The sequence below is a fragment of the Bradyrhizobium sp. genome (genome assembly GCF_016462955.1).
Lineage (GTDB): Bacteria > Pseudomonadota > Alphaproteobacteria > Rhizobiales > Xanthobacteraceae > Bradyrhizobium.
The window spans coordinates 2681-25094 of sequence record NZ_JAEMSD010000038.1; the positions used below are offsets into that span (position 1 = coordinate 2681).

The window sequence follows — 22414 nt, forward strand, 5'->3', positions numbered from 1 at the left end:
GTCAACAACAAACTCCGCGCGGTCACCCGAACGCAATCTAAATGGGCCTCGCCACTCCGGCTGGCGTCGTGCCGCAGCAAGGTCACTCGCACGTACTTGGAGCGTCCGGCGATCATCAAGCTCAACGATGCCTCGATGCCGACGCCAATCCCACGAATGCACCAAACCGTTGATGGTCATTTCAGAATTCCCCTTGCTCTTTGCTTTTCTCGAATTCGCTGGAGTGCTGCGGCGTTGTTGCTCATTGCCCGGCTGATCTGTGCAGAAGTGTCCTTGCCATATGCCCCCCAAAGGACGAGGCTGATCTCGTATAGCTTTGCCTCTGTGATGAGACGCTTTGGCATGTCGCCGCTGTCATCCCACTCCTCGACCACGGGAGTGAACGACACGCTTACCTCGTTGACCGTGCCGTTGCCGACTGTTGCTAGCGCTTCCTGACCAAGCGGTGCGTCGGGATTGGGCTTTAGCGAGTAGTAAAGGCCGATGTTGTCGGACCTAAGCGAGAGAGTCCCGTTCGATACCCGACCAAGAGGCCTGCTTTCGTCATGACTCCAGAGAGCGGCTACGTCTGGATTTTGCGCCAAGTACTTGTCGAAACTTCCGCGAGCGAAGCGTTCTTCGAAGAGGCCTGCGATGATCGCGGGGCGCTGCCATGAAATGGCGTATCCGGAAATCGTCTCAGCCATTACGTCGCGTCGCCCGCAGTTTCTTCTCGCGCTTTGCTTGAATCAGCTTGCGCGCTATGACGGCTGGAGGGTCCGAACACTCGGAGTGCCTCCTTTCACCAGGCAGCTTGACGCTGCGGCGCACAGGCTTTCGATCGGCGACGTCCGAGGTGCGTTCGGATCCCTTAGACATTATGAGTTTCCTTCACCTCACGCAGGAAGTGGTGAACCATGCCTTCGCGCCTAGCGCCCATGAAGTGCGGCACAACTACACGCAGATAATCTTTCCGAATGTCTTCAGCATCGAGTTGATCCAGCAACTCGTCATGGTCCTGCCGAGCGATTTCCAGCGCCCGCGCGGCGTCGCACAAGACGACCAAGCGGCGCCTATACTCGGGCGTCACGACACTGCACACAATTTTTGAAGCAGCGTCACGAGCCTCATCAATGCGCCTGCGCAAGATTTCCGTGGCAGCCTCGATGTTCGCCATCTCGGTTCCGACTTCGCGCAGTTTTTTCGAAAGACCGGCGACGCTCGCTTCCGTGTTGTCGCCAAGCAGTTCCGCCACAGCGATCGAAGGATGTTTCCCGCCGGCAGCCTTAGCTACTTCGATCTCGCGCCGAAGCAAGCCGCGCTCGGTGTTCAGTTCGCCATAACGTGTTTGCAGTTCAACCTGCTTAGCCAGCAGGCTGGCGTATTCTGGGGAGCCTTCAATCAAGCTTGGAACGCGATACTGCTCGGCAGCCGCTGTCTTTTTCAATGGAGCCATTAGGCTTCGACCCTTCCAAAAATGTCATCAAGAATATCAGCCACGGCAACCACCGGGATCGCAGTTGCGGTGCGGTGCCCATCCCGAGCCCAATGACCAGCATTCGCGCCCGGCTGGCGAAAGCGCACGACTTTGCCGTCTGGCCGCTCAATCACAACCTCGGGCCAGGACCTGACGAAGGTCAGAACTGAATGCCTTGCCTCAACATCACCACGGCGGGCCATCTCGATTTCAACAGCGATGGCGTCAGCCGCATTGCGTGGAACAGAGACCGGGGCTTCGTCAGCAATACGAGCGCCAGCCGGCGTCAGCGCCCCATAGGTCTCGACAGACTGTTCTGCCTGGCGCAGTTTCGGCGAGGTGGCCACAGCCGTGATCAGGCGCAAGACATCGTCTTCGCCTAACTCCGGAGACCGTGCGGGACCTCCTGCCGGGATCTTACCAGCTTCGCTCAGGCGACGGGCAACATGCTTGACTCGTGCTTTGTCGAATCCGAGGGAGTCGACTGCGGCGAGCACATCGGCGAGTTTCGCCAAGTTTTGTACTCCTCAGTGGAAATTGTCGATTGATTGGCTACGGAATGGGCCGCTCAGCGGCTTACGGCGCTAGGCCGGAAAAGAGGCGCGCCGGGATCGAACCGGCGCTGAAGTTTTTTTGCACGTCACGTCAGGGCAGAAATCTGCCGCTAAAGGCTAAAGAGAATGGGGGGCTTGGGAGCGTACATGCCCGAGCCCTGAGCTGTCGGGTTGAGATGCGCTCAGGGGTGCTGGCCTGTTTTCGACATCAGTAGCCTAAATTGATTTTTGAGATGGCCTAGTTTGCGATGCGTCGGCGTACCACTTAACAGTGATCACCGCCCATCGTCGGCAGTTATCGGTGACTGAGAGTGTTGTGCTCCCGCCAACCGCGAGCGAGCCATTTTGCCAGATTCTCAGCACCGCCCGATTTGCCCCGGGTGTAATCGCCCTATGACTTTAGAGCTCCAGCCTGGAGGGAAGCCGCCGCGCACCTTTCAGTGTCTAAATTGCGAGCGGCCCGACCCTATGACCTCGCCCGAAGTGCAAAAGGCAATTAAAACACTTCGACCACCGGAGTAAGACCGCCAGCCGGATTTGGAACTAGCCTCGGCTCAGCACATTACCGCTCATGCCGAGATACTTCTTTCACGTTACGCACGAACGCCGCGAAATCGATCAAGAGGGCGAGGAACTTCCCGACAAGCACGCCGCTTGGAAGGAAGCCACCGTTACGGCTGGTCAGATTCTTCAAGGTCTAGACGGCAAGCTGAAGCCGGGTCACGATTGGCGCATGGAAGTGACGGACGAGTTCCAGCAAACGCTCTACGTTCTGCATATTCAAGCCGAGAGGCCTAACCAGTAAGGCCGCCCCAGTTGGCGGCCCGCCGCCGGCTCGCTTCCCGCAAGGGCAGCATTCAACGCAGCGACCGCCTCCTTCACTGATCTCCCGGCCATCCTTGCGCGGTATTGACCGCCAAAACCTAAATCGTCACCGATCTCGGCCAAGGTGCTGTCTCCCGCCGCCATGTCCAGGATCCGAATCACCTTCTGCCCCAGCGTCCTGCGCAAGCGCTCCAGATCCAACGACCGTGCAAGCTCAGCCTGGGCGTCCGGTACATCAGCGTCCCAGTTTTCTGTGTCGGCTTTCTCGCTTCTGCGCTGGCGCACTTTGCCGAACTCAGCGTCGGGACTGGTCCATCTGTGCCCGTTCCAAACCTTCACCAGCCTGGTACCAACGAAGCGCACCATGCCGTTCTCGGCGGCATACGCGAGCTGCTTAGCCGATACGTCGACTAGTTCGCGGTCCAGGTTAGCCGCCACCGGCTGCTCGCCGCTCTCCGCATCCGCGTCTTCGGGCTCATTGTCGTTCGAAGCCAGGCGCGGCGGCTCGTTGAGGGTGCGCCATAGCCTGAGGCCGAAGAACGTTGTCTCGTCGGCTTCGCGCTTGGCCCAAGTCTCAACTGGACTGACCTCGCGGTGAGCGGCATGTGTGCTCGGCGCCGAGGCCAGCCAGGCGCGGCGGGCTGCAAGGTCGATGAAGTCGCTAGCCTGTAGGGGTGTGTTGTCGTTCGCTGGTGTCAATGGATGCTCCGTGAGGTGCTGTATCTAGCCATTTTGCTGGCTCTTGGCGTGGCCGGGTTTCCAGCTGCGCGCTTGCTAAGTGGTGGCTCAGGCGGCTTGATCGCCCACTCCGCCCTTATCGTTCTCGGGTGCGAGCACGTATCGGCCGCCCCGCAGATGGACGCGACAGCCGATTAGCTCTGCTGGCTCATTGACTTCATTGAGGCCGGCAGACGCGCACAACAGCACTAGCTCGCTCTGCCCGTCATCCTGAGTGTCCTTGTCGGCAGACTCTACCGCTATGATGTCGCCGCCACCTTCCTCAAAAGCCAGGGAAAGCCATCTCTCGCCGTCTTCGATTTCAACGCTCGCGGCGACAATCTTCTTAGTGACGACTGGCGGCGGCACCCTATAGGGGCCCGCCGACATCTCGGCACCTATAGGCCCTTCCATAGGAAGGCCATAGGATTGGTCCCGCGCGGGTGCGGTAGCTACGCCGTCTAGGTACCGCATGGGTGCGGTAACAAAGCTCCGTAGCGACCGTATTGATGCGGTAGCTACGGTCTCCCCGCTAGATACCGCACAGGCGCGGTTACTACGCTGTGCACGTCGTCGCCGCCTTTTGGCTTCTGCGAGCGGCTTGATGTAATTGTAAATCGCGGTCGCGGTGTCCAGCACCCATCGAAACGGCAGAAGGTATGTGTTGCCGCGACGGCCGATGCCCTGCTCAGCAACAGATATATATCCGCGCTCGGCAAGATGGGCGATTGAACGGGCTGTGCTGGCATCGTCTCGCCCAGTTTCCTTGGCGAGGTGGGCCGCCGATGTCGGTCGCGTCGCTCCGCCCTTGGGGCCGTCTTTCAGGTATCTATCGGTAAGTTCGGCCAGGACGGCCAGATCACAAGCAGAGAGCTGCGTGTCTTTGGTGGCGTACAGCAAGAGCTGAAACTGCTGTACTGGACCGATGGCGCCTTCCGCCGGGCTTGGCTTATCGCTCCCCATGGCCACGCTCCCCAGCCGCTACTGCGGCGCGCGCGATGTCGTCAGCGATTCGTATATCGAAACGGACCCCGGGGCTGAAAACTCGCATAGAGCCGTCGGGCTTGCGCTTGACCAAAACGTCTACGGCCCTGACGCCGGGAGCAATCTCTAGATCTATTTTCGCAACGTGCTTGGCGTCCCAACCGGGCCGCACATTCGTAATCTTCACTTCGAGTCCTCGGCTAATCAGTCGATGTTACAAAAACCCCACGCTGATGTTTGCCAGCGCGTACTGCGGTTTGGGTTGAAAGAAAAAGTCGTTTCCCATCCGACATAGTGAAAAGCCACGCCTGTCCATGTCCGCAATCGCCATTGCGAGCTTTTTGTCCTGGTCCGTTAGGTGAGCATCCGACAGAACGCGAGATGCCCAAACACGACGAGCGGCGCGATTACCCATGAAAGGTCTCCCCAGGTTTGAGGTTGAACCGGTGATGACTAGTGCGGCTTGGCGAGCCCGGCACTAAATGGCCGAGCCTCCTAAGCTGGAGCCATGCAGACAAATACGTATTTCCCCGAAAAATGGGGGAAACACACCGTCATCTCCAACTAGTGCGGCTTCCGTGGCAAACCACTAAACCGGCGCCGCGAAAATTCGTTGGAGATAGGAAGCCAGCGCGGGCCCGGTAAAGGGTCGGTCACGAATAATTTGCCCATGACGGTTGCCGCGCCCGCAAAGTGTAAAGGCGGCCCGGCCTAGCAGGCACTAAAGCGACGGCCGCGGGCGCTGCCCTGAGACAGATCCCGCGGCCGGTGCCGCGACAGTCCGCACGATCGGCGCGGCACGGGACAGTAGCATGGACGGCAGCGGCGTGGATTGGGCGCACGTCAAGAAAACGCCCCAGCTGCTTGGACGGCGGCTGGGGCGCTGGGATGCTCCAACACGCAGAGGGGGACTGTAGCTGGAGCGCGGAATCAAATCGGTCGCCCGGAACGTGTTCCTAAAGCTGCGCTAGACTATTATGGATGCCTGCGCCTTAGAGAACGCCAATAACCGACGAGCGCGCGCCACTCAAACGCAGCGATCATGAGTGCAATCAGCGCCGTGCCGACGCCGGACATTAACAAAAGCATTTCGAGCATAAAAAACCCCGCAATATGCGAGTTTCTAAGCTACAAAGTAGACAGTAGTTCCTAGGTTTATTTGGGCGGTTGCAGTCCAGGAGAGGTCAACCACTCGCTCATGTGCGAGCCCGTCTCGGCTTGGCGAGCCCTGCGCAAGGCGTCATCGCGTACAGGTCCATGGGGGAGTAATTCGGCCTCTTCACGGAGTCGCCTCGCCTCCTCGGCAAGCCGCTCCTCAAGGGAGCGAGTTTGCTTTACTCTCCGGCGCTCTGTCATGGGCGCAATCCTTGAGCAGTTAAAAACGACTCCATAATCCCAAAACCTACAATCAGTTCCGGCGTATGTTCCGCTTTGTTCTTTTTAACAATCTAAAGTAGATTTATCTGGTTGCGCTGGTTGTGTTGCCGCGAATAGGTTAGGAAATGCTCTGCAGGTCGACCGCGAACGCCACGTGAACGCCCGCCAGTCACTCCGGGACTTTTTCCGGGACTCTGCGCCGGCAATATGGGGTTTTTGCCCAGTTTTGACCGGCTTTCGTTCCGCATTCAGCTCCGGAAGCTGGTCTCCAAGCCATTGATTTTACGAGAGACTTATCCGGTTAGGACCGCATTCCCGCTTGGCGCATTCAATCTCTGGAAGCTCGGGTGAACCAGCGCTTCGGGCGCGACCGCGAGCACGACAAGCGCGGCCACTGCCAGGGTGCGGAACGTGATGGCGCGGCGGTCGACCATCACCGCGATCAGCACCACGGCCGTCATGAAGAACGACCTTTGCGTCGCGACTTCCGCGCCAGACAGCAATAGGTAGAACGCAGCCGCCACCAGCGCCGCGGCCGCCGACCATTTCTTGATGGCGAAGCCGGCCGCCAGCCCCGGGATCAAGGCCAGCAGTGCGCGCACCGCGAAGAACACGACGCCGGCAACGACCGCCATGTGATAACCGGAAATCGAGAGCACGTGGCCGAGACCCGAGACGAACATCGCATCGTTGACGGGCGCGGTGATGGCATCGCGCCGGCCGGTGAGCAGCGCGGTCGCGATCGCGCGATTGTCGCCTTCGAGCGTTGCGCGGATGCGCGCGTCGATCGCATCGCGCAGGCCCTGCATGAAGGCGGTGTAGCGCAGCCGCAATCCGCCGGCATCCGGCGGCGTGGACGCCGTGATCGACCCCAGCACGAAGCCGGAGGCGCCGATGCCCTGGAAGAACATGTCGCGCGAGAAATCGTAGCTGCCGGGGCGCACCGGCGAGATCGGCGGCAGCAGCCGCGCCTTGAGCTGCACGACGCTGCCGACCTCGGGCGCCGTGCCCTTGCGCACCGACAGGCGCACGCGCTCCAGCTTGACGTCGCTGCGCTGCGCCTCCATCGCGCTGACGCGCAGCACGAAGCGATCGGTGCGCTCGCGGATGTCGCGCGCTTCCACGAAGCCCAACAGCGACACCGCATAGAGCGGTTTTGCCAGCACGGGATGAGCGATGCGCGCCGTCTTCCAGGTCGCGACGGCAAAGCCGGCGGCGACCGCCGCGATCATGATGGCGGGCGCGAACAGCCGAGTCCGCCGCAACAAGGCTGCGCCGAGCAGAAGCGCGAGGGCGGTCGCGGCGACGACCCACAGCACCGGCTCGTGATCGGCGGCGCACCCACGGCAGCAGGCGCCCGGGCCCGGCCTCGGCGCGGGCCCATTCGCGCAGCGCCTCGACAATTGTCGGCCAGACGCCGAGGCCGCTGGGCGCGAAGCCGCCCGCCGGTGCGGCGCGGCCGACCGGCCACGTCCCTGCAACTCCCTGGGAGCGCACTGGCCGCCCCGGCTCCGCCATTCCTCAACAACCTTACGCGACGCGACTGGCGCCAAGGCTACCGGAACGTGCGGCCGGGCGAACAGCGGTACGGATCGGGAACGAAGAGAGAGTGCCCTACTTTTCCTCCTCCATGGTCACGGCCACCGCCGCGTTGGCGGACAGCCGCACCTTGTTGCCTTCGATGCCCGCAACGAGGCCTTTGTCGATGAAATGATGATGGCCCTTGTGGCTGCCCTCGCCGCTGTCCTTCTTGGTCAGCTTGATGCGGTTGCCCTCGACCTTGTCGACGGTACCGACATGGACGCCGTCGGCGCCGATGACTTCCATATGCTCTGCGATGTTCTGCATGGTGGATTCCTTGTTTGGAGCCACCTCAACGCTCGGAGCGAGATTCGGTTCGCATTTTCTGTCATTCCGGGGCGCGCCACTTGGCGCGAGCCCGGAATGACGACACCACGGGAATCGCGCGACCGTTAAATCAGCGGCGCCTTCGAAGAGGCGTGGTGATTGACGATCCGCCAATCACCGTCCTCGCGAATGATGACCCAGCTCATCTTGACGACGAGATCATCGCGCTCGCCGGCGAGATCGAAGGTGATGGTCGCGGCCATGTTGATCAGGTCAGGGCCGGCCTGTGTTGCGTGCACGTCGGAGAACACCGCGCTCGGTTTGCGAAAGCGTGGCAGGCCATTGAAATAATCGGCGACGCCGTCCCGGCCGCGATAGAGCTTCGGGTTGGAGCCGAAGAAGAACGCGTTCGTCGCGTACAGCGACGACAGCGCCACGGCGTCGAGCTTGGCAAAGCCGGCGCACCATTTCGCGATGACGTCGGAAACGATCGCGTCGGCCTCACTGCTCATTGCGCATCAACCCTTGGCGACTTCCTTCGCGAACGTGTCGCGCAGGCCGATGGTGCGGGAAAACACCGGCTTGCCCGGCGTCGAGTCCTTGTCGCGTACGAAATAGCCCTGCCGCTCGAACTGCATCGGCTCGGTCGAATTGCTCTCGGCCACCGAGGCCTCGACCCGCGCATCGGAGAGAATCTCCAGCGAATTCGGATTGAGATCGGCTGCGAAGTTCGAGGCGTCCGGGCTCGGATTGGCGAACAGCTGGTTGTAGACGCGGATCTCCGCGGGCCTGGATGCCGCCGCCGGCAGCCAGTGCATGGTCGCCTTGACCTTGCGGCCGTCGGGCGCGTTGCCGCCCTTGGTCGCGGGGTCGTAGGTGCAGCGCAGCTCCACCACCTCGCCCTTGTCGTTCTTGATCACGCCGGTGCACTTGACGAAATAGGCATAGCGCAGCCGCACCTCATTGCCCGGCGACAGACGGAAGAACTTCTTCGGCGGGTTCTCCATGAAGTCGTCCTGCTCGATATAGAGCTCGCGGCCAAACGTGATCTTCCGCGTGCCCGCGCTGGGATCATCCGGGTGGTTGATCGCCTCGAGCTCCTCGGTCTGCCCTTCCGGATAGTTCTCGATCACGACCTTGAGCGGCTTCAAGACCGCCATGCGCCGCTGCGCGGTGCGGTTCAGCTCCTCGCGAATGCAGAACTCCAGCATGCCGACATCGACCACGCTGTTGGCTTTGGCCACGCCGATGCGCTTGACGAATTCGCGCAAGGCCGCCGGCGGCACGCCGCGGCGGCGCATCCCTGCCATGGTCGGCATGCGCGGATCGTCCCAGCCCGCGACATGGCCGTCGCGGACGAGCTGGGTCAGCACGCGCTTGGACAGCAGCGTATAGGTCAGGTTGAGGCGCGCGAATTCGTACTGATGCGGCTGCGACGGCACCGGCAGCTTCTCGATGAACCAATCGTAGAGCGGCCGGTGGTCCTCGAACTCCAGCGTGCAGATCGAATGCGTGATGCCTTCGATCGCGTCCGACTGCCCGTGCGCGTAGTCGTAGCTCGGATAGATGCTCCACTTGGTGCCGGTGCGCGGATGGTGCGCATGCAGGATGCGGTACAGCACCGGATCGCGCAGGTTGATATTGCCCGCGGCCATGTCGATCTTGGCCCGCAACACGCGCGCGCCGTTGGGGAATTCGCCTGATTTCATGCGGCGGAACAGGTCGAGGTTCTCATCGACGCTGCGGTCGCGGAACGGCGAGTTCTTGCCGGGCTCGGTCAGCGTGCCGCGCGTAAGGCGGATCTCCTCCTGGCTCTGGTCGTCGACATAGGCGAGCCCGTCGCGGATCAGCTGCTCCGCCCATTCATACAGGCGGTCGAAATAGTCGGAGGCGAAGAACAGGTTCTTGCCCCAGTCGAAGCCGAGCCAGCGCACGTCGGCCTGGATGGAATCGATATATTCCTGCTCTTCCTTGACCGGATTGGTGTCGTCGAAGCGCAAATGGCAGCGGCCCGGAAACTCCTGGGCGATGCCGAAATTGAGGGCGATCGACTTGGCGTGGCCGATATGCAGGTAGCCGTTCGGCTCCGGCGGGAACCGGGTCACGATCTCCCTGTACTTGCCCTGGTCGAGGTCGGCCTGGATGATGTCACGAATGAAATCGCGCCCAACCTCAGCTGCCACCGGTTCTGTCATCACCAAAATCCTGTCGGGAAATCAGCGGTCCTTCTGCCAAATTCGCGTGGCCGCGCCAAGAGCTTAAGCTAGGCCCGCCAGATCCGCCGTCGCCCTTTAGTTATGTCCCGTTCCTGCTATACACCACCGCCTCCAATGCATAGGCCCTGCCAAGAATGACCTCCCCCGTCGTCACCCGCTTTGCCCCCTCGCCGACCGGCTTCCTCCATATCGGGGGCGCCCGCACGGCGCTGTTCAACTGGCTCTATGCGAAGAAGCACGGCGGCAAGATGCTGCTGCGGATCGAGGACACCGACCGGGAGCGCTCCACGGAGGCGGCCATCGGCGCCATCCTGGACGGGTTGAAGTGGCTCGAGCTCGGCTGGGACGGCGAGGTCATCTACCAGTTCGCCCGCGCCGCCCGCCACCGCGAGGTTGCCGAGCAGCTTCTGGCCGAGGGCAAGGCCTACCGCTGTTACGCCACGGCCGAGGAGCTCGCCGCCATGCGCGAGAAGGCGCGCAGCGAGGGCCGCACCCGCCTCTATGACGGCCTGTGGCGCGACCGCGATCCCGCGACGGCTCCGAGCGACGTCAAGCCCACCATCCGCCTGCGCGCGCCGCAGACCGGGGAGACCGTGATCGAGGACCAGGTCCAGGGCCGCGTGGTCTGGCAGAACGAGAACCTCGACGATCTCGTCCTGCTCCGAGGCGACGGCAACCCGACCTATATGCTCGCCGTGGTGGTCGACGACCACGACATGGGCGTCACCCATGTGATCCGCGGCGACGACCACCTGATCAACGCCGCGCGCCAGAAGCAGATCTATGATGCGATGGGCTGGGCGCTGCCGAGCATGTCCCACATCCCCCTCATTCACGGTCCGGACGGCTCGAAGCTGTCAAAGCGGCACGGCGCGCTCGGCGTCGATGCCTACCGCGCCATGGGCTATCTGCCGGCTGCGCTGCGCAACTACCTCGTCCGGCTCGGCTGGAGCCACGGCGACCAGGAGATCTTCTCGACCGAGGAGATGATCGAAGCGTTCGATCTCGCCAGCGTCGGCCGCGCCGCCGCCCGCTTCGATTTCGCCAAGCTGGAAAACCTCAACGGCCACTACATCCGCAACACCGACGATCAATCCCTCGTGAGGATGTTCGAGGACGTGCTCGACCACATCGTGCCGAGCCGCGACGAGATCAAGGCCAAGCTGGACGACACCACGCGCGCGCAGCTTCTCAAGGCCATGCCGGCCCTGAAGGAGCGCGCCAAGACGTTGATCGAGCTGATCGACGGCGCCCATTTCATCTTCGCCGACCGGCCGCTGGCGCTCGATCCCAAGGCGCAGGCGCTGCTGACGCCCGAGAACCGCAAGCTGATCGGCCAGCTTCATTCCGCGCTGGAGAAAGTCGAGACGTGGAGCGGTGCAACCACCGAGGCGGCACTCCGCGCCTTTGCCGAGGAAAACAGTCTCAAGCTCGGCGCCGTGGCCCAGCCGCTCAGGGTGGCGCTTACCGGGCGGACGACGTCGCCTGGTATATTTGAGGTTTTGGACGTGCTGGGACGCCAGGAGAGCCTTGGCCGGCTTAAGGATCAGTCTACGACGTAAGTCGATCATGCGTGCGGCGATCTTGCAGCGCACACAGCAATAATATACCCATCTCCCCGTACATTCTGGAACTTCCGGCCTGCCCCCATGATCTTCCCAGGGGCCTCCGGCTCCCGCCCGTTTCACCACACATCGGGGACCTACGATGGACGCAAAACCAAACAATAAGACCGCCACGCTGACGGTTGGAAACAAGACCTACGATCTTCCGATCCTCAGTGGCAGCGTCGGACCTGATGTCATCGATATCGGCAAGCTCTACGGCCAGTCCGGCCTGTTCACCTACGATCCGGGCTTCACCTCGACCGCGAGCTGCCAGTCCAAGATCACCTATATCGACGGCGACGCGGGCGTGCTGGAATACCGCGGATACCCGATCGAGCAGCTTGCCGAGCACGGCGACTTCCTGGAGACCTGCTATCTCCTGCTCTACGGGGATCTGCCGACCCCTGCGCAGAAGAAGGACTTCGACCACCGCGTCACCCATCACACGATGGTGCACGAGCAGATGGCCCGCTTCTTCCAGGGCTTCCGCCGCGACGCCCATCCGATGGCGATCATGGTTGCGGCCGTCGGCGCGCTCGCCGCGTTCTATCACGATAGCACCGACATCAACGATCCGAAGCAGCGCATGATCGCCTCCATGCGCATGATCGCGAAGATCCCGACGCTGGCTGCGATGGCCTACAAGTACACCGTCGGCCAGCCCTTCGTTTATCCGAAGAACTCGCTCGGCTTTGCCGAGAACTTCCTGAACATGTGCTTCGCAGTGCCTTGCGAGGACTACAAGGTCAGCCCGGTGCTCGCCGATGCATTGGAGAAGATCTTCATCCTGCACGCCGACCACGAGCAGAACGCCTCGACCTCGACGGTCCGCATCGCCGGCTCCTCGGGCGCCAACCCGTTCGCCTGCATCGCGGCCGGCATCGCCTGCCTCTGGGGCCCGGCCCATGGCGGCGCCAACGAGGCCGCGCTGAACATGCTTTATCAGATCGGCACGGTCGACAAGATCCCCGAGTTCATCGCCAAGGTGAAGGACAAGAATTCCGAGGTCCGCCTGATGGGCTTCGGTCACCGCGTCTACAAGAACTACGATCCGCGCGCCAAGATCATGCAGAAGATGTGTCACGCCGTGCTCAAGGAGACCGGCCATGGCGACGATCCGATGCTGAAGGTGGCGATGGAGCTCGAGAAGATCGCGCTCAGCGACCAGTACTTCATCGACCGCAAGCTCTACCCGAACGTCGACTTCTATTCGGGCATCACGCTGAAGGCGATGGGCTTCCCGGTCTCGATGTTCACCGTGCTGTTCGCGGTCGCCCGCACCGTCGGCTGGATCAGCCAGTGGAGCGAGATGATCGAGGATCCGCAGCAGAAGATCGGCCGTCCGCGCCAGCTCTACACTGGCGTCGTCAAGCGCGACTACGTGCCGATCAACGAGCGCAAGTAAGTTCGGCCGTCACGGCCTTCGAAACGGCGCCATCGCACGATGGCGCCGTTTTCGTTTGTGGCGATGTCGTTGGGCAGGCAACCTACAAAATCTTCGCTTACGGCCCGACCTTCCGCATCGTCGCGAGCACGATGTCGGCCGCGAGGACGCTTGGCGATTTGGTGCCCGTCGACATGATCTGATCGAGCCGGGTGAACGCCTCCACCTGCCGCTGGCGCAGCGGCGAATCCGTCAGCAGTTCCGATAGCGCCGGTGCCAGTTTCTCCGGCGTGCAGTCTTCCTGCAAATACTCGGGAATGACATCCTCGCCGATCACGAGATTGGCGAGGATCACCGAGGAGACGCGGATCGCGCGGCGCAGGATGAAGGCTTCGATGGCACCGACGCGATAGGCCGTCACCATCGGAATGCCCGACAGTGCGAGCTCGAGCGTTACCGTGCCGGATTTGGCCAGCGCGGCGTGCGCGATCCGGAAGGCGGCGCGCTTCTCGTTCTCGCCGATCACGATCTGCGGCTTGACCGGCCAGCTCGCGAGACCGTCGCGAATGGTGGCTTCGAGATGCGGCATGGTCGGCAGCATCAGCTTGAACGCGCGTCCCTCCGCCTGCAGGCGGCCGAGTGCCGCGCCGAACACATCGAGGTGATGCCGGACCTCGCTGCGGCGGCTGCCGGGCAGCACCAGGAGCACGGGCGGCTCACTGTTGCGGCGCGCCTGCTCCTCCGCGTTCGGCCGCAGCGAGGGCAGTTGCTCGATCAGGGGATGGCCGACATAGCTGCAAGGCGGGCCGCCGAGCTTGCGATATTCCTCCGGCTCGAACGGTAGCAGCCCGAGCACGTGGTCGACATAGCCGAGCATGGTCCGCGCCCGTCCCGGCCGCCAGGCCCAGAGCTGCGGCGAAACGTAGTCGACGATCGGAATCGCAGGGCTTCGCGAACGCACGCGGCGGGCGACACGGTGGGTGAAATCGGGGCTGTCGATGATTACGAGGGCATCCGGCATCGCGTCAATCACGGCGTCGGCCGTCTGCCGGATCAGCCGCAGGATCTTCGGCAATTGCTGCACCACCGCGGCAAAGCCGACGATCGACAGCTCCTCGATCGGAAACAGCGATTCCAGGCCCTCGCGCGCCATGGTGCGGCCGCCGACGCCGGCGAACTCGACGCCGTCGCCGAGCCGCTGGCGCAGCACCTTCATCAAGGCACTGCCGAGCCGGTCGCCGGATTCCTCCGTCGCGACCAGGAAGATCTTGCGCTTGGGATCACGCGACATCACGCGGGCAGACCGATGACGAAGAGATACTTGGCATCCGCGAGCGCGATCATGGCCTGCGGCTCTGCTGCAATCGTGTTGCCGGCAATGACGGCGATGCCGGCAAGGCCGGCGGCTGCGACGCCCTCGATCGTGCGCGGGCCGATCGTCGGCAGGTCGAAGCGCAGATCCTGGCCACTCTTGGGCGCCTTCACCAGCACGCCGCGTCCGGTGGCGGCGCGGATGCGCCCCTCCTCGCGCAGCCGCGCGACGCGGGCGAGCAACGCATCGGTGCCCTCGATGTCCTCGACCGCCACCACATGGCCGTCGATCACGACCACGGCCTGGCCGATGTCGAACGGACCGAGCGCGGCCAGCACCGCCTGGCCGCGCGCGATATCGGCCTTGCTGTTGTCGCTCGGCCAGGCGCGGCTGATGTAGCCCTCGGGCATCAAGAGATCGGGCGCGACGTCCTTGATGCCGACCATGCGAAAGCCGTCCTGCTCGAGGATGCGGCCGACGCCGGACAAGAGATGATCGTCACCGCCGCGGAAGGCGCGAATGACATGGCCGAGCAAACGCAGCGTCGTGACGTCGAAACGGATCTCCGACAGCGAGGGCCGCACCAATGTGCCGATGAAGATCAGGTCGCGGCAGCCTTCCTGGCGAAACAGCCGCATCGCGCGGCCGAGCTGGCCGACCGAGATCCAGCGGTGGCGGAAGGGCTCTGCCCGCTGCGGATCGCAGGCGCCGCGCAGCGCAAACAACACCGGCGTGATGCCGCGCGCGGCGAGCGACTCGGCCACCGCGAACGGCATGGCGCCGCCGCCGGCGACGATGCCGACCGGTGACGAAACCTGCGAAGCCGCCGATGTCATGCCCGCGGCCATCCCAGGTTCATCTCGCGATGGCGGGAAGACAGAGCGGGCGCTTGCCCTTGCCGATGAAGCCGAGGATTTCGGCGATCGCGGGGTCCTCACCCGCGAGCGACCGCACCGCCTCCAGCCGCTCGGCGAAGGTGCCAGGAGCGTGGAAGAGCTTTTGGTAGAACCCCCGCACGGCCGCGAGCCGCTGCTTGGTGAACTTGCGGCGCTTCATGCCGATCAGGTTGAGGCCTTCGAGGACGGCATACTGGCCGTTGACGAGGCCGAACGGAATGATGTCGTCGCGGACGCCACATACGCCGCCGACCATGACCTGCGGGCCGATGCGGGTGAACTGGTGCACCGCGGACAGGCCGCCGATGAAAACGAAATCGCCGATCTCGCAGTGGCCGCCAAGCGTTGCCGAGGTCGCGAAGATCACGTCATTGCCGACATGGCAGTCATGGCCGACATGGCTGCAGTTCATGAAATAGCCGCGGTCGCCAACGGAGGTAATCCCGCCGCCTCCGACCGTACCGGCATTCATGGTTACGGATTCGCGAATGGTGCAGCCCGAGCCGATCTTGAGCTGCGTCAGCTCGCCACGATAGCTGAGCGATTGAGGCGGCGTGCCGAGTGATGCGAACGGGTAGATGGTGCAATCGTCGCCGATCGTGGTCTGCGCGGTGACATGCACATGCCCGATCAGCTTGCAGTTCGCGCCGATCACGACGTTCGGGCCGATGATGCAATAGGGTCCGATCTCGGTGCCCTCGCCGATCACGGCGCCGTCCGCGACCCGTGCGGTGGGATCAATCTTGCTCATCAAGCCAATCTTACTCGTCAAGAAGGTCTGGTTATGTATTGAAGTCGCTCGGTTTTCGGCTGGTTAGCGCGAATATGCCCGATCTGTCCAGTGACGTATCATCTCGCCGTGTTTCAAGGATTGGATGAGGCGGCCCTTCCGGCTCGTCCGCATCTTCATGTGGAGCTTGAACGATCGTGGTCAGGGCCCTGGTTCTTCTGCTTGCACAGCTGACGGCTACGCCGATCGTCCCCGAGACGGTCGAGACCGGCGAGCACGGCATCGTCGACCTCGGCTCGTTCGAATGCCGGGACATCACCCGCAGCACTTTGCTGCAGCGGGTCTGCTACGATCACGTGCGGCAGGATCTGATTGTCGCGAGCAACGGCGCCTACGACCGCTATTGCGGCGTGACGGCGGAGACGGTCGAGCATCTCCTGGGCGCGCCTTCGATGGGACGTTTCTTCAACCAGAACATCAGGCCGGAGGCGACCAGCGGGCGCTACGCATGCAGGACGGGCGAGCCGGTCCGGAGCGGATGAGGCCGCTCAGTCCGTCAGCATGGCCCCGACATCGGCCTCCGCGACGACAACGCCGTTGACCTTGGCGTCGCCGTGAAACCACCACATGGCCTTGCGGCGCCCGAGCGAGCGCATGTGATACTCGATCGTGTCGCCCGGCAGCACCGGCTTGCGAAACTTGCACTTGTCGATGGTGAGGAAATAGACCGCCCGCGGCTTCTCGGTGCCCTCGACCGACTTGATGCCGATCACGCCCGCGGTCTGCGCCATCGCCTCGATCATCATGACGCCGGGATAGACCGGCCGCTCGGGGAAATGTCCCTGGAACGCCGGCTCATTGAAGGTGACGTTCTTGATGCCGATGCCGCTGTAATCGGCGCGGATGTTGATCACGCGGTCGATCAGCAGCATCGGAAAGCGGTGCGGCAAGGTCTGGAGGATGGCGTTGATATCCACCAGCTCGAATTTAACAGGTGATTCCGCCGTCATTCCCGTCCCTCGTCCTTCGGCTCGGCCTTGCTGTCGCGTACCAGGCGCTCCACCGCGATGATCTCCTTGAACCATTGCTTGGTCGGCTTGGCGAAATGCCCGCCCCAGCGGCCGCCCGGCGGGATGTCGTCCTTGACCGCGCTCATGGCCGTCACCTGGGCCCCGTCGCCGATCTTGAGGTGATTGTTGATGCCAACCTTCGCTCCAAGCGCCACGTTGTCGCCGATGGTCAGGCTGCCCGCGAGGCCGATCTGGGCCGCCAGCAGGCAGTGCCGGCCGATCGTGACATTGTGGCCGATCTGGACCTGATTGTCGATTTTAGTCCCCTCGCCGATCACGGTGTCCCGCAGAGACCCCCGGTCGATCGTGGTGTTGGCGCCGACCTCGACATCGTTCTGGATCAGCACGCGTCCGGTCTGCGGCACCTTCAGATGGCCCTCGGGCCCGAAGAAGATGAAGCCGTAGCCGTCCTGGCCGATCGAGCAGCCGGGATGGATCAGCACGTTGTTGCCGATCAGGGCGCACTGGATCGCCGTGCGGGCGCCGACATTGCAGTCCCGGCCGATCTTGACGCCGGGGCCGATCACCGCTCCGACGCCGATGACGGTCCCGCTGCCGATCTCGACGCCCGGGCCGATCACGGCCAGGGGATCGACGATCACCCCGTCCTCGAGCCGGGCCGAGGGATCGATGACGGCGGACGGCGCGATGCCGTCATTTCCGACCCAGGATTGCGGCCGCAGCGCGTCACCGTGCCATTCCCGCGCGATCCTGACGAAGGCGCGGAACGGCTGCGCCACCCGCAGCACGGCCACATGCGCGGGCACCTCGGCCTCGAAGCGCGGGCTGACCAGACAGGCCCCCGCCCGGGTCGCCCTGAGCTGATCGGCGTATTTGAGGTTGTCGAAGAACGCCAGATGCATCGGGCCTGCTTCGTCGAGCGAAGCAAGGCCCGTGATGAAATGGCCGCCCCTCTCGGGGTCGACCAGCTCCGCCTTGGTCAGCCTGGCAATCTCGGCCAAGGCTGTGGCAGGCGGCTTTGTGAAGAAGATCGGCTGCGCCATTCCACCCCGTCGCGGTCCGGCTTCGGCATGAAGCGGTCAGGCCGCATCATGCCTCATGTCTTGAATAGGCGCGATCCCTTCGGAAACCGGCTCCTGTGATCCGAATCGCGCCGTGCTGATCGGACTAGAACGTGGTGCCGCCGCCGAACCGGAACTCCTGCGTGCGGTCGTACCTGCCCTTGGTGAGCGGCACGGCGTAGTCGAAGCGCAGCGGACCGAACGGCGACTGCCAGATCAAGCCGACACCGACCGAGGTGCGAACGACCTTGCTGTCGTCGAAGACGAGACCGGTACAGGTTCCGGCGCTCGACGGATTGACCGTCGACGGGATACAGCCGGGCGCATTGACCTCGTTGGTCGTGGTCCAGCTCGTCGGTCCCTTGTAATCGTAGAGGCCGCCGGCGTCGGCATAGACCGCGCCCTTCAGGCCCACTTCCTTGGGCAGGAACCAGAACGGCATCTGCAGTTCGAGCGAAGCGCCCCAGTACTTGGTGCCGCCGAGCGCGTCCTGCGAGCCGAAGGGATTCAGGTCGCGCGGTCCGATGCCGTTCGGGGCAAAGCCGCGGACGAGGTTCGGGCCCATCTGGAAGTGGTCGAGCATGCGCAGATCGCTGCCGATCTTGTTCAGCATGCCGCTCTGCAGGCGGACGAGGCCGACGATGTCGGACACCAGCGGCGTGTAATATTTCGCGTCGATGACCGACTTCAGGTAGGAGACGTCGCCGCCGACGCCGGCAAAATCCTGCCGGAAGTCGACGAGCAGACCGTCGGTGGGGTTCTTGTTGTTGTCCAGCGTGTTGTAGGTCAGCGTATAGCCGAGCGCCGAGGTCAGGGTCTTGCCGCTGGCAAGCTCCTTGCGAACCGGCAGCGAGGCTTCGCCGTCGCTGTAGCAGCCGAGACCATTGGTCGAGCTCAGGTCGATCGGCGGCGTCTGCGCCGCGGCGAAAGCCGGGCTCGGATTGAAGTTTGGTCCTGGAACGTTGTTACAGTTCGCCAGGTAATACGGCAGCGTGATTTCCTGCTGGTAGATCGAGTAGCGCACTTGCAGCGCCAGATCTTCGCGCAAGGAGAAACCGAGGCGCGGCGAGAAGCCGAGCGTCTTGGTGCCGTAGGAGATGTAGCTGTTGGACAGCTGCTCGCGCTGATAGAGGTCGAGACCGAGCGCGACGCGGTAGTCGAGCAGATACGGCTCGACGAACGACAGCGAGTAGCCGCGCGCGTACTGGCCATAGGTCACAGACGCCTTGGCGAACAGGCCGCGGCCGAGCAGGTTGCGCTCGGAGACCGAGACTTCGGCCAGCGCGCCGTCGGTGGTGGAGTAGCCGCCCGAGATCGAGAAGTCGCCGGTCGATTTCTCTTCCATGTCGACGATCAGGATGACGCGGTCGCTCGAAGAGCCCGGCTCGGTCGTGATCTTCACGCTCTTGAAGTAGTCGAGGTTCTTCAGGCGCCGCTCGGCGCGGTCGACCAGCGCACGGTTGTAGGCGTCGCCTTCCGAGATGTCGAACTCGCGGCGGATCACGTAGTCGCGCGTGCGGGTGTTGCCGCGCAGGTTGATGCGCTCGATATAGGTACGCGGGCCCTCGTCGATGTTGAACACGACGGAGACGGTGTGCGCTTCGAAGTTACGGTCGCCGCCGGGCCGGACCACCGCGAAGGCGTAGCCGCGGCGCGAGGCCTCGATCTGCATCTCCTCGACCGATTTCTCGACCTGTTCGACGTTGTAGAGCGAGCCGACATTGACGCGCGAATAGGCGCGCATCGACGTGGGATCGAAGTTCGGAATGCTGGAGCGGAAGTTGACCGCACCGACGCGGTATTGTGAGCCTTCCTCGATCTTGAAGGTGACGTTGAAGCCCTTCTTGTCGGGATCGTATTCGGTGAGCGCAGCCACCACCTGGACGTCGGCGAAGCCGTTCTTCAGATAGAAGCGGCGGATCAGGTCGCGATCGGCTTCGACGCGGTCCGGATCGTAGATGTCGCCGCTGGCGAGGAAGCTCAACAGGTTCGATTCGCGCGTCTTGATGACGTCGCGCAGGCGGTAGGACGAGAACGCATTGTTCCCGACGAACTCGATCGACTTGACGCCGGTCTTGGCACCCTCCTCGATCGTGAAGATGAGATCGACGCGGTTGTTCGGCTGCTCAATGACTTCCGGCGTGACGCGCACGTCGTAGCGGCCGGACCGGCGATAGATCTCGGCGATTCGCAGCGTGTCGGACTGCACCACGGCGCGGGAGAAGGTGCCGCGCGCCTTGGACTGGACTTCGGCGGAGAGCTGTTCGTCCTTGATCTTCTTGTTGCCCTCGAAGGCAAGGCGCCCGATCACGGGGTTTTCGACCACGGAGACGATGATCTGGCCGCCGGAACCGCGGTTGATCCTGACGTCCTGGAACAGGCCGGTCTCGATCAGGGCCTTGAGGCCGTCGTCGATGGCGGCCTGATCCAGGCGGCCGCCCGGACCCGGCTTGAAGTAGGAGCGGATCGTCTCCACCTCGACGCGGCGATTGCCTTCAACGGCAATCGACTGGACGCTCTGGGCGAACGCAGCCGAAGACACCAAAACAGCCCCAACCGGGGCAACCGCCGGCGCGCCGAACAAGATCAGGGTTGCGAGCAAGCCCCCCCGGAGTCGCAGTCCAAACTTCATCGCGCAACGCGCCCTTATCATTCCGTGCCAGACCCAACCCCAACGCCGGTCCGGAGATTCCCCAAGTTCAGGCCGCTTGTAGCCAATTTCGCCGACGCCGCAAACGGCAGAAAGCGCCGTAATTTCAATTTCATTGCAGGACGTTGCCCAACAGCAACGCCACAAAAAAGCCCCTATCAGGAGGCCGCCATTCTGAGGATGTCGTTGTAGGTCGCAAACACCATCAGCATCAGCACAAGCCCGAGTCCGATTCGGAACCCCATCTCCTGAGTCCGCTCGGAGAGCGGCCGGCCCCGCAACACCTCGGCCGCGTAGAACATAAGGTGGCCTCCATCGAGCAGCGGGATCGGGAACAGGTTGAGCAGGCCGATCGAGACCGACAGCACCGCGCAGAGATTGATCACAAACTGGAAGCCCGCGCTCGCCGCCTGCCCCGACATCTTCGCGATTCCGAGCACGCCGCTGACGTCGTTCGGATTGCCGTGTCCGACGAACAGGGAACCCAGGAACTTGAAGGTGCTGGTGATGATGAACCAGACCTGCTCGACGCCGATCTTGAGCGCTTCAGCAACGCCGACCGGCGCGGTCGAGGCCTCCCCGGCCTGGGATTTGTGCTCGATGCCGAGCACGCCAAGACGATGGCTGTTGCCGAACGGATCCTTGCGCTCAAGCAGCGCCGGGGTTGCGGTCAGCGAGACGATGGCGCCGTCCCGCTTCACCTGGAAGGTAAGCGCCGAACCGGCGTTCATCGCAACGATTCGCTGCATGTCGGCGAAGCTCTCGATCGGCTTGCCGTCGATCTGGAGGACCACGTCCCCGATCTTGAAGCCGGCCGCAGCCGCCGCGCCATCGGCGACGACACCATCGACGCGCGCGATCGTGCTCGGCTTGCCGTAGTAGAGGGCCATGCCGGCAAGATCAGCGCGCCCAGAATGAAATTTGCGATCGGACCGGCCGCGACGATGGCTGCACGCGGGCCGACCTTCTTGTGGTGGAAGCTGCCGGAACGCTCCTCGGCCGTCATGGCCGCGAGCGTCTGGGTTGATGGCGTCGACGCCTCGCTCTCGTCGCCGAAGAACTTGACGTAGCCGCCGAGCGGGATCGCCGAGATCTTCCAGCGGGTGCCGTGGCGGTCGTTGAAACCCACCAGCTCGGGCCCGAAGCCGAGCGAGAAAGTTAAGACGCGCACCCCTGCCCAGCGCGCGACCAGGAAATGGCCGAGCTCGTGGAAGAACACGACGATCGTCAGGACGAACAGAAAGGGAACGGCGTAGCCGAGGAGCCCATGGCTCAACGTATTGAAACTATGGACGAAAAAGTCGATCATCGATGTCCCTTAACCCAGCGCGCAGGGCGCCGGCCCCGAACCAACTAGGATGCCTTTAAGGCAATTTGAGGCAATAGGGCGGCGGCCCTTTTTCTCGCAACATGGTCAACAGAGATTGCATCATCGGCCGACGTCAGCGGTGCCTGGTTGCCGCCTTTGATCCAGTCGTCGAGGGTGGCCTCGACCAGGCGGGCAATCGCACCGAACCGGATCTTGCCGGCGATGAAGGCGGCGACCGCGACCTCGTTGGCGGCGTTGTAAACGGTGGTCGCGCCCTTCCCGGTTCGGAGCGAATCGTAGGCCAGCCGCAGTCCGGGGAAGCGCTCGAAGTCGGGCGCTTCGAAAGTCAGCTGGCCGATCTTGGCGAGATCGAGCTTCGCCGCCGGCCCCTTGATGCGATCGGGCCAGCCGAGGCAATGCGCGATCGGCGTGCGCATGTCGGGCGTGCCGAGCTGGG

20 protein-coding genes and 3 pseudogenes are annotated in these 22414 nt (G+C 63.2%); 4 read left to right on the plus strand and 19 right to left on the minus strand.

Translation table 11 applies throughout. The features are described 5' to 3' along the window. The 4 genes from JHD07_RS06710 to JHD07_RS06725 form a co-directional block, all read right to left on the minus strand. Positions 1-180, minus strand: a 180-nt coding sequence (locus JHD07_RS06710; RefSeq protein WP_291620296.1) for a hypothetical protein, incomplete at its 3' end; no start/stop codon positions are given. After that, a complete protein-coding gene (locus tag JHD07_RS06715; RefSeq protein WP_291620298.1) occupies positions 177-686 on the minus strand; it encodes an HK97 family phage prohead protease in 510 nt (169 codons plus the stop codon). The genes JHD07_RS06710 and JHD07_RS06715, both read right to left, overlap by 4 nt. A gap of 164 nt (positions 687-850) precedes the next feature. Beyond that, entirely contained in the window at positions 851-1435 is a 585-nt protein-coding gene (locus JHD07_RS06720; RefSeq protein ID WP_291620299.1) for a hypothetical protein, read from the minus strand. Beyond that, entirely contained in the window at positions 1435-1971 is a 537-nt protein-coding gene (locus tag JHD07_RS06725) for a hypothetical protein (RefSeq protein WP_291620301.1), read from the minus strand. Before JHD07_RS06725 ends, JHD07_RS06720 begins: the two co-directional genes overlap by 1 nt. Before the next feature lie 610 nt (positions 1972-2581). Between JHD07_RS06725 and JHD07_RS06730 the strand changes: the two genes are divergently transcribed. Continuing rightward, positions 2582-2815, plus strand: coding sequence for a hypothetical protein (locus tag JHD07_RS06730; RefSeq protein WP_291620303.1), 234 nt, complete (start codon positions 2582-2584; stop codon positions 2813-2815). Here JHD07_RS06730 and JHD07_RS06735 read toward each other — a convergent pair. The 7 genes and pseudogenes from JHD07_RS06735 to JHD07_RS06765 all read right to left on the minus strand — a co-directional run bounded on the left by JHD07_RS06735 (position 2791) and on the right by JHD07_RS06765 (position 9956). Then, complete coding sequence (locus JHD07_RS06735) at positions 2791-3534, minus strand: hypothetical protein (protein ID WP_291620305.1); 744 nt, start codon at positions 3532-3534, stop codon at positions 2791-2793. The two genes, JHD07_RS06730 and JHD07_RS06735, sit on opposite strands and share 25 nt — an antisense overlap. Positions 3535-3621: 87 nt before the next feature. Next, positions 3622-4515 (minus strand): hypothetical protein, encoded by an 894-nt coding sequence (locus tag JHD07_RS06740; protein WP_291620307.1) that lies wholly within the window; start codon positions 4513-4515, stop codon positions 3622-3624. A gap of 1176 nt (positions 4516-5691) precedes the next feature. Further along, entirely contained in the window at positions 5692-5892 is a 201-nt protein-coding gene (locus JHD07_RS06745) for a hypothetical protein (protein WP_291620309.1), read from the minus strand. Between the two features lie 356 nt (positions 5893-6248). Further along, positions 6249-7431 (minus strand): annotated as a pseudogene (locus JHD07_RS06750) (ComEC/Rec2 family competence protein); the annotation flags it as partial. Positions 7432-7527: 96 nt separating this feature from the next. Next, a complete protein-coding gene (locus JHD07_RS06755; protein WP_291620312.1) occupies positions 7528-7761 on the minus strand; it encodes a DUF2171 domain-containing protein in 234 nt (77 codons plus the stop codon). 125 nt (positions 7762-7886) lie between these two features. Beyond that, positions 7887-8273 carry an SgcJ/EcaC family oxidoreductase gene (locus tag JHD07_RS06760; protein ID WP_291620314.1) on the minus strand — a complete coding sequence of 129 codons (387 nt, stop codon included), beginning with the start codon at positions 8271-8273 and terminating at the stop codon, positions 7887-7889. A 6-nt stretch (positions 8274-8279) separates the two neighbouring features. Further along, on the minus strand, positions 8280-9956 hold the full coding sequence (locus JHD07_RS06765) for a glutamine--tRNA ligase/YqeY domain fusion protein (RefSeq protein ID WP_291620316.1): 1677 nt from the start codon (positions 9954-9956) through the stop codon (positions 8280-8282). Between the two features lie 155 nt (positions 9957-10111). Here JHD07_RS06765 and gltX point away from each other — a divergent pair, with 155 nt between their 5' ends. Then, on the plus strand, positions 10112-11539 hold the full coding sequence (gene gltX, locus JHD07_RS06770; protein ID WP_291620318.1) for a glutamate--tRNA ligase: 1428 nt from the start codon (positions 10112-10114) through the stop codon (positions 11537-11539). Positions 11540-11684: 145 nt separating this feature from the next. Further along, positions 11685-12989 carry a citrate synthase gene (gltA, locus tag JHD07_RS06775; RefSeq protein WP_291620320.1) on the plus strand — a complete coding sequence of 435 codons (1305 nt, stop codon included), beginning with the start codon at positions 11685-11687 and terminating at the stop codon, positions 12987-12989. 97 nt (positions 12990-13086) lie between these two features. Here gltA and lpxB read toward each other — a convergent pair whose 3' ends face one another. The 3 genes from lpxB to lpxA are packed head-to-tail and all read right to left on the minus strand — an operon-like array spanning position 13087 to position 15927. After that, a complete protein-coding gene (gene lpxB, locus JHD07_RS06780) occupies positions 13087-14259 on the minus strand; it encodes a lipid-A-disaccharide synthase (RefSeq protein ID WP_291620322.1) in 1173 nt (390 codons plus the stop codon). Beyond that, entirely contained in the window at positions 14259-15116 is an 858-nt protein-coding gene (gene lpxI / locus JHD07_RS06785; RefSeq protein ID WP_291620324.1) for a UDP-2,3-diacylglucosamine diphosphatase LpxI, read from the minus strand. Before lpxI ends, lpxB begins: the two co-directional genes overlap by 1 nt. A 19-nt stretch (positions 15117-15135) precedes the next feature. Further along, a complete protein-coding gene (lpxA, locus tag JHD07_RS06790) occupies positions 15136-15927 on the minus strand; it encodes an acyl-ACP--UDP-N-acetylglucosamine O-acyltransferase (RefSeq protein WP_291620326.1) in 792 nt (263 codons plus the stop codon). Between the two features lie 176 nt (positions 15928-16103). On the opposite strand from lpxA, the gene JHD07_RS06795 reads away from it, so the two are divergent. Further along, positions 16104-16448 carry a KTSC domain-containing protein gene (locus JHD07_RS06795; protein ID WP_291620328.1) on the plus strand — a complete coding sequence of 115 codons (345 nt, stop codon included), beginning with the start codon at positions 16104-16106 and terminating at the stop codon, positions 16446-16448. Positions 16449-16454: 6 nt separating this feature from the next. Here the strand turns inward: JHD07_RS06795 and fabZ are convergent, their stop codons facing one another. The 5 genes and pseudogenes from fabZ to JHD07_RS06820 all read right to left on the minus strand — a co-directional run. Further along, positions 16455-16916 carry a 3-hydroxyacyl-ACP dehydratase FabZ gene (fabZ, locus tag JHD07_RS06800; RefSeq protein ID WP_028136118.1) on the minus strand — a complete coding sequence of 154 codons (462 nt, stop codon included), beginning with the start codon at positions 16914-16916 and terminating at the stop codon, positions 16455-16457. Continuing rightward, complete coding sequence (gene lpxD / locus JHD07_RS06805) at positions 16913-17980, minus strand: UDP-3-O-(3-hydroxymyristoyl)glucosamine N-acyltransferase (protein ID WP_291620332.1); 1068 nt, start codon at positions 17978-17980, stop codon at positions 16913-16915. The genes fabZ and lpxD overlap by 4 nt, the downstream gene beginning before the upstream one ends. A 124-nt stretch (positions 17981-18104) precedes the next feature. Further along, on the minus strand, positions 18105-20630 hold the full coding sequence (gene bamA / locus JHD07_RS06810) for an outer membrane protein assembly factor BamA (protein ID WP_291620334.1): 2526 nt from the start codon (positions 20628-20630) through the stop codon (positions 18105-18107). Positions 20631-20806: 176 nt separating this feature from the next. After that, positions 20807-21957 (minus strand): annotated as a pseudogene (gene rseP / locus JHD07_RS06815) (RIP metalloprotease RseP). Positions 21958-22001: 44 nt separating this feature from the next. Then, positions 22002-22414: pseudogene (locus JHD07_RS06820) on the minus strand (1-deoxy-D-xylulose-5-phosphate reductoisomerase); the annotation flags it as partial.

Coding starts and splice junctions, on each gene's coding strand:
- JHD07_RS06715 (WP_291620298.1), bottom strand. CDS start 686: ATGGCTGAGACGATTTCCGGATACGCCATTTCATGGCAGCGCCCCGCG.
- JHD07_RS06720 (WP_291620299.1), bottom strand. CDS start 1,435: ATGGCTCCATTGAAAAAGACAGCGGCTGCCGAGCAGTATCGCGTTCCA.
- JHD07_RS06730 (WP_291620303.1), top strand. CDS start 2,582: ATGCCGAGATACTTCTTTCACGTTACGCACGAACGCCGCGAAATCGAT.
- JHD07_RS06740 (WP_291620307.1), bottom strand. CDS start 4,515: ATGGGGAGCGATAAGCCAAGCCCGGCGGAAGGCGCCATCGGTCCAGTA.
- JHD07_RS06745 (WP_291620309.1), bottom strand. CDS start 5,892: ATGACAGAGCGCCGGAGAGTAAAGCAAACTCGCTCCCTTGAGGAGCGG.
- JHD07_RS06755 (WP_291620312.1), bottom strand. CDS start 7,761: ATGCAGAACATCGCAGAGCATATGGAAGTCATCGGCGCCGACGGCGTC.
- JHD07_RS06760 (WP_291620314.1), bottom strand. CDS start 8,273: ATGAGCAGTGAGGCCGACGCGATCGTTTCCGACGTCATCGCGAAATGG.
- JHD07_RS06765 (WP_291620316.1), bottom strand. CDS start 9,956: ATGACAGAACCGGTGGCAGCTGAGGTTGGGCGCGATTTCATTCGTGAC.
- gltX (WP_291620318.1), top strand. CDS start 10,112: ATGACCTCCCCCGTCGTCACCCGCTTTGCCCCCTCGCCGACCGGCTTC.
- gltA (WP_291620320.1), top strand. CDS start 11,685: ATGGACGCAAAACCAAACAATAAGACCGCCACGCTGACGGTTGGAAAC.
- lpxB (WP_291620322.1), bottom strand. CDS start 14,259: ATGTCGCGTGATCCCAAGCGCAAGATCTTCCTGGTCGCGACGGAGGAA.
- lpxI (WP_291620324.1), bottom strand. CDS start 15,116: ATGACATCGGCGGCTTCGCAGGTTTCGTCACCGGTCGGCATCGTCGCC.
- lpxA (WP_291620326.1), bottom strand. CDS start 15,927: ATGAGCAAGATTGATCCCACCGCACGGGTCGCGGACGGCGCCGTGATC.
- fabZ (WP_028136118.1), bottom strand. CDS start 16,916: ATGACGGCGGAATCACCTGTTAAATTCGAGCTGGTGGATATCAACGCC.
- lpxD (WP_291620332.1), bottom strand. CDS start 17,980: ATGGCGCAGCCGATCTTCTTCACAAAGCCGCCTGCCACAGCCTTGGCC.
- bamA (WP_291620334.1), bottom strand. CDS start 20,630: ATGAAGTTTGGACTGCGACTCCGGGGGGGCTTGCTCGCAACCCTGATC.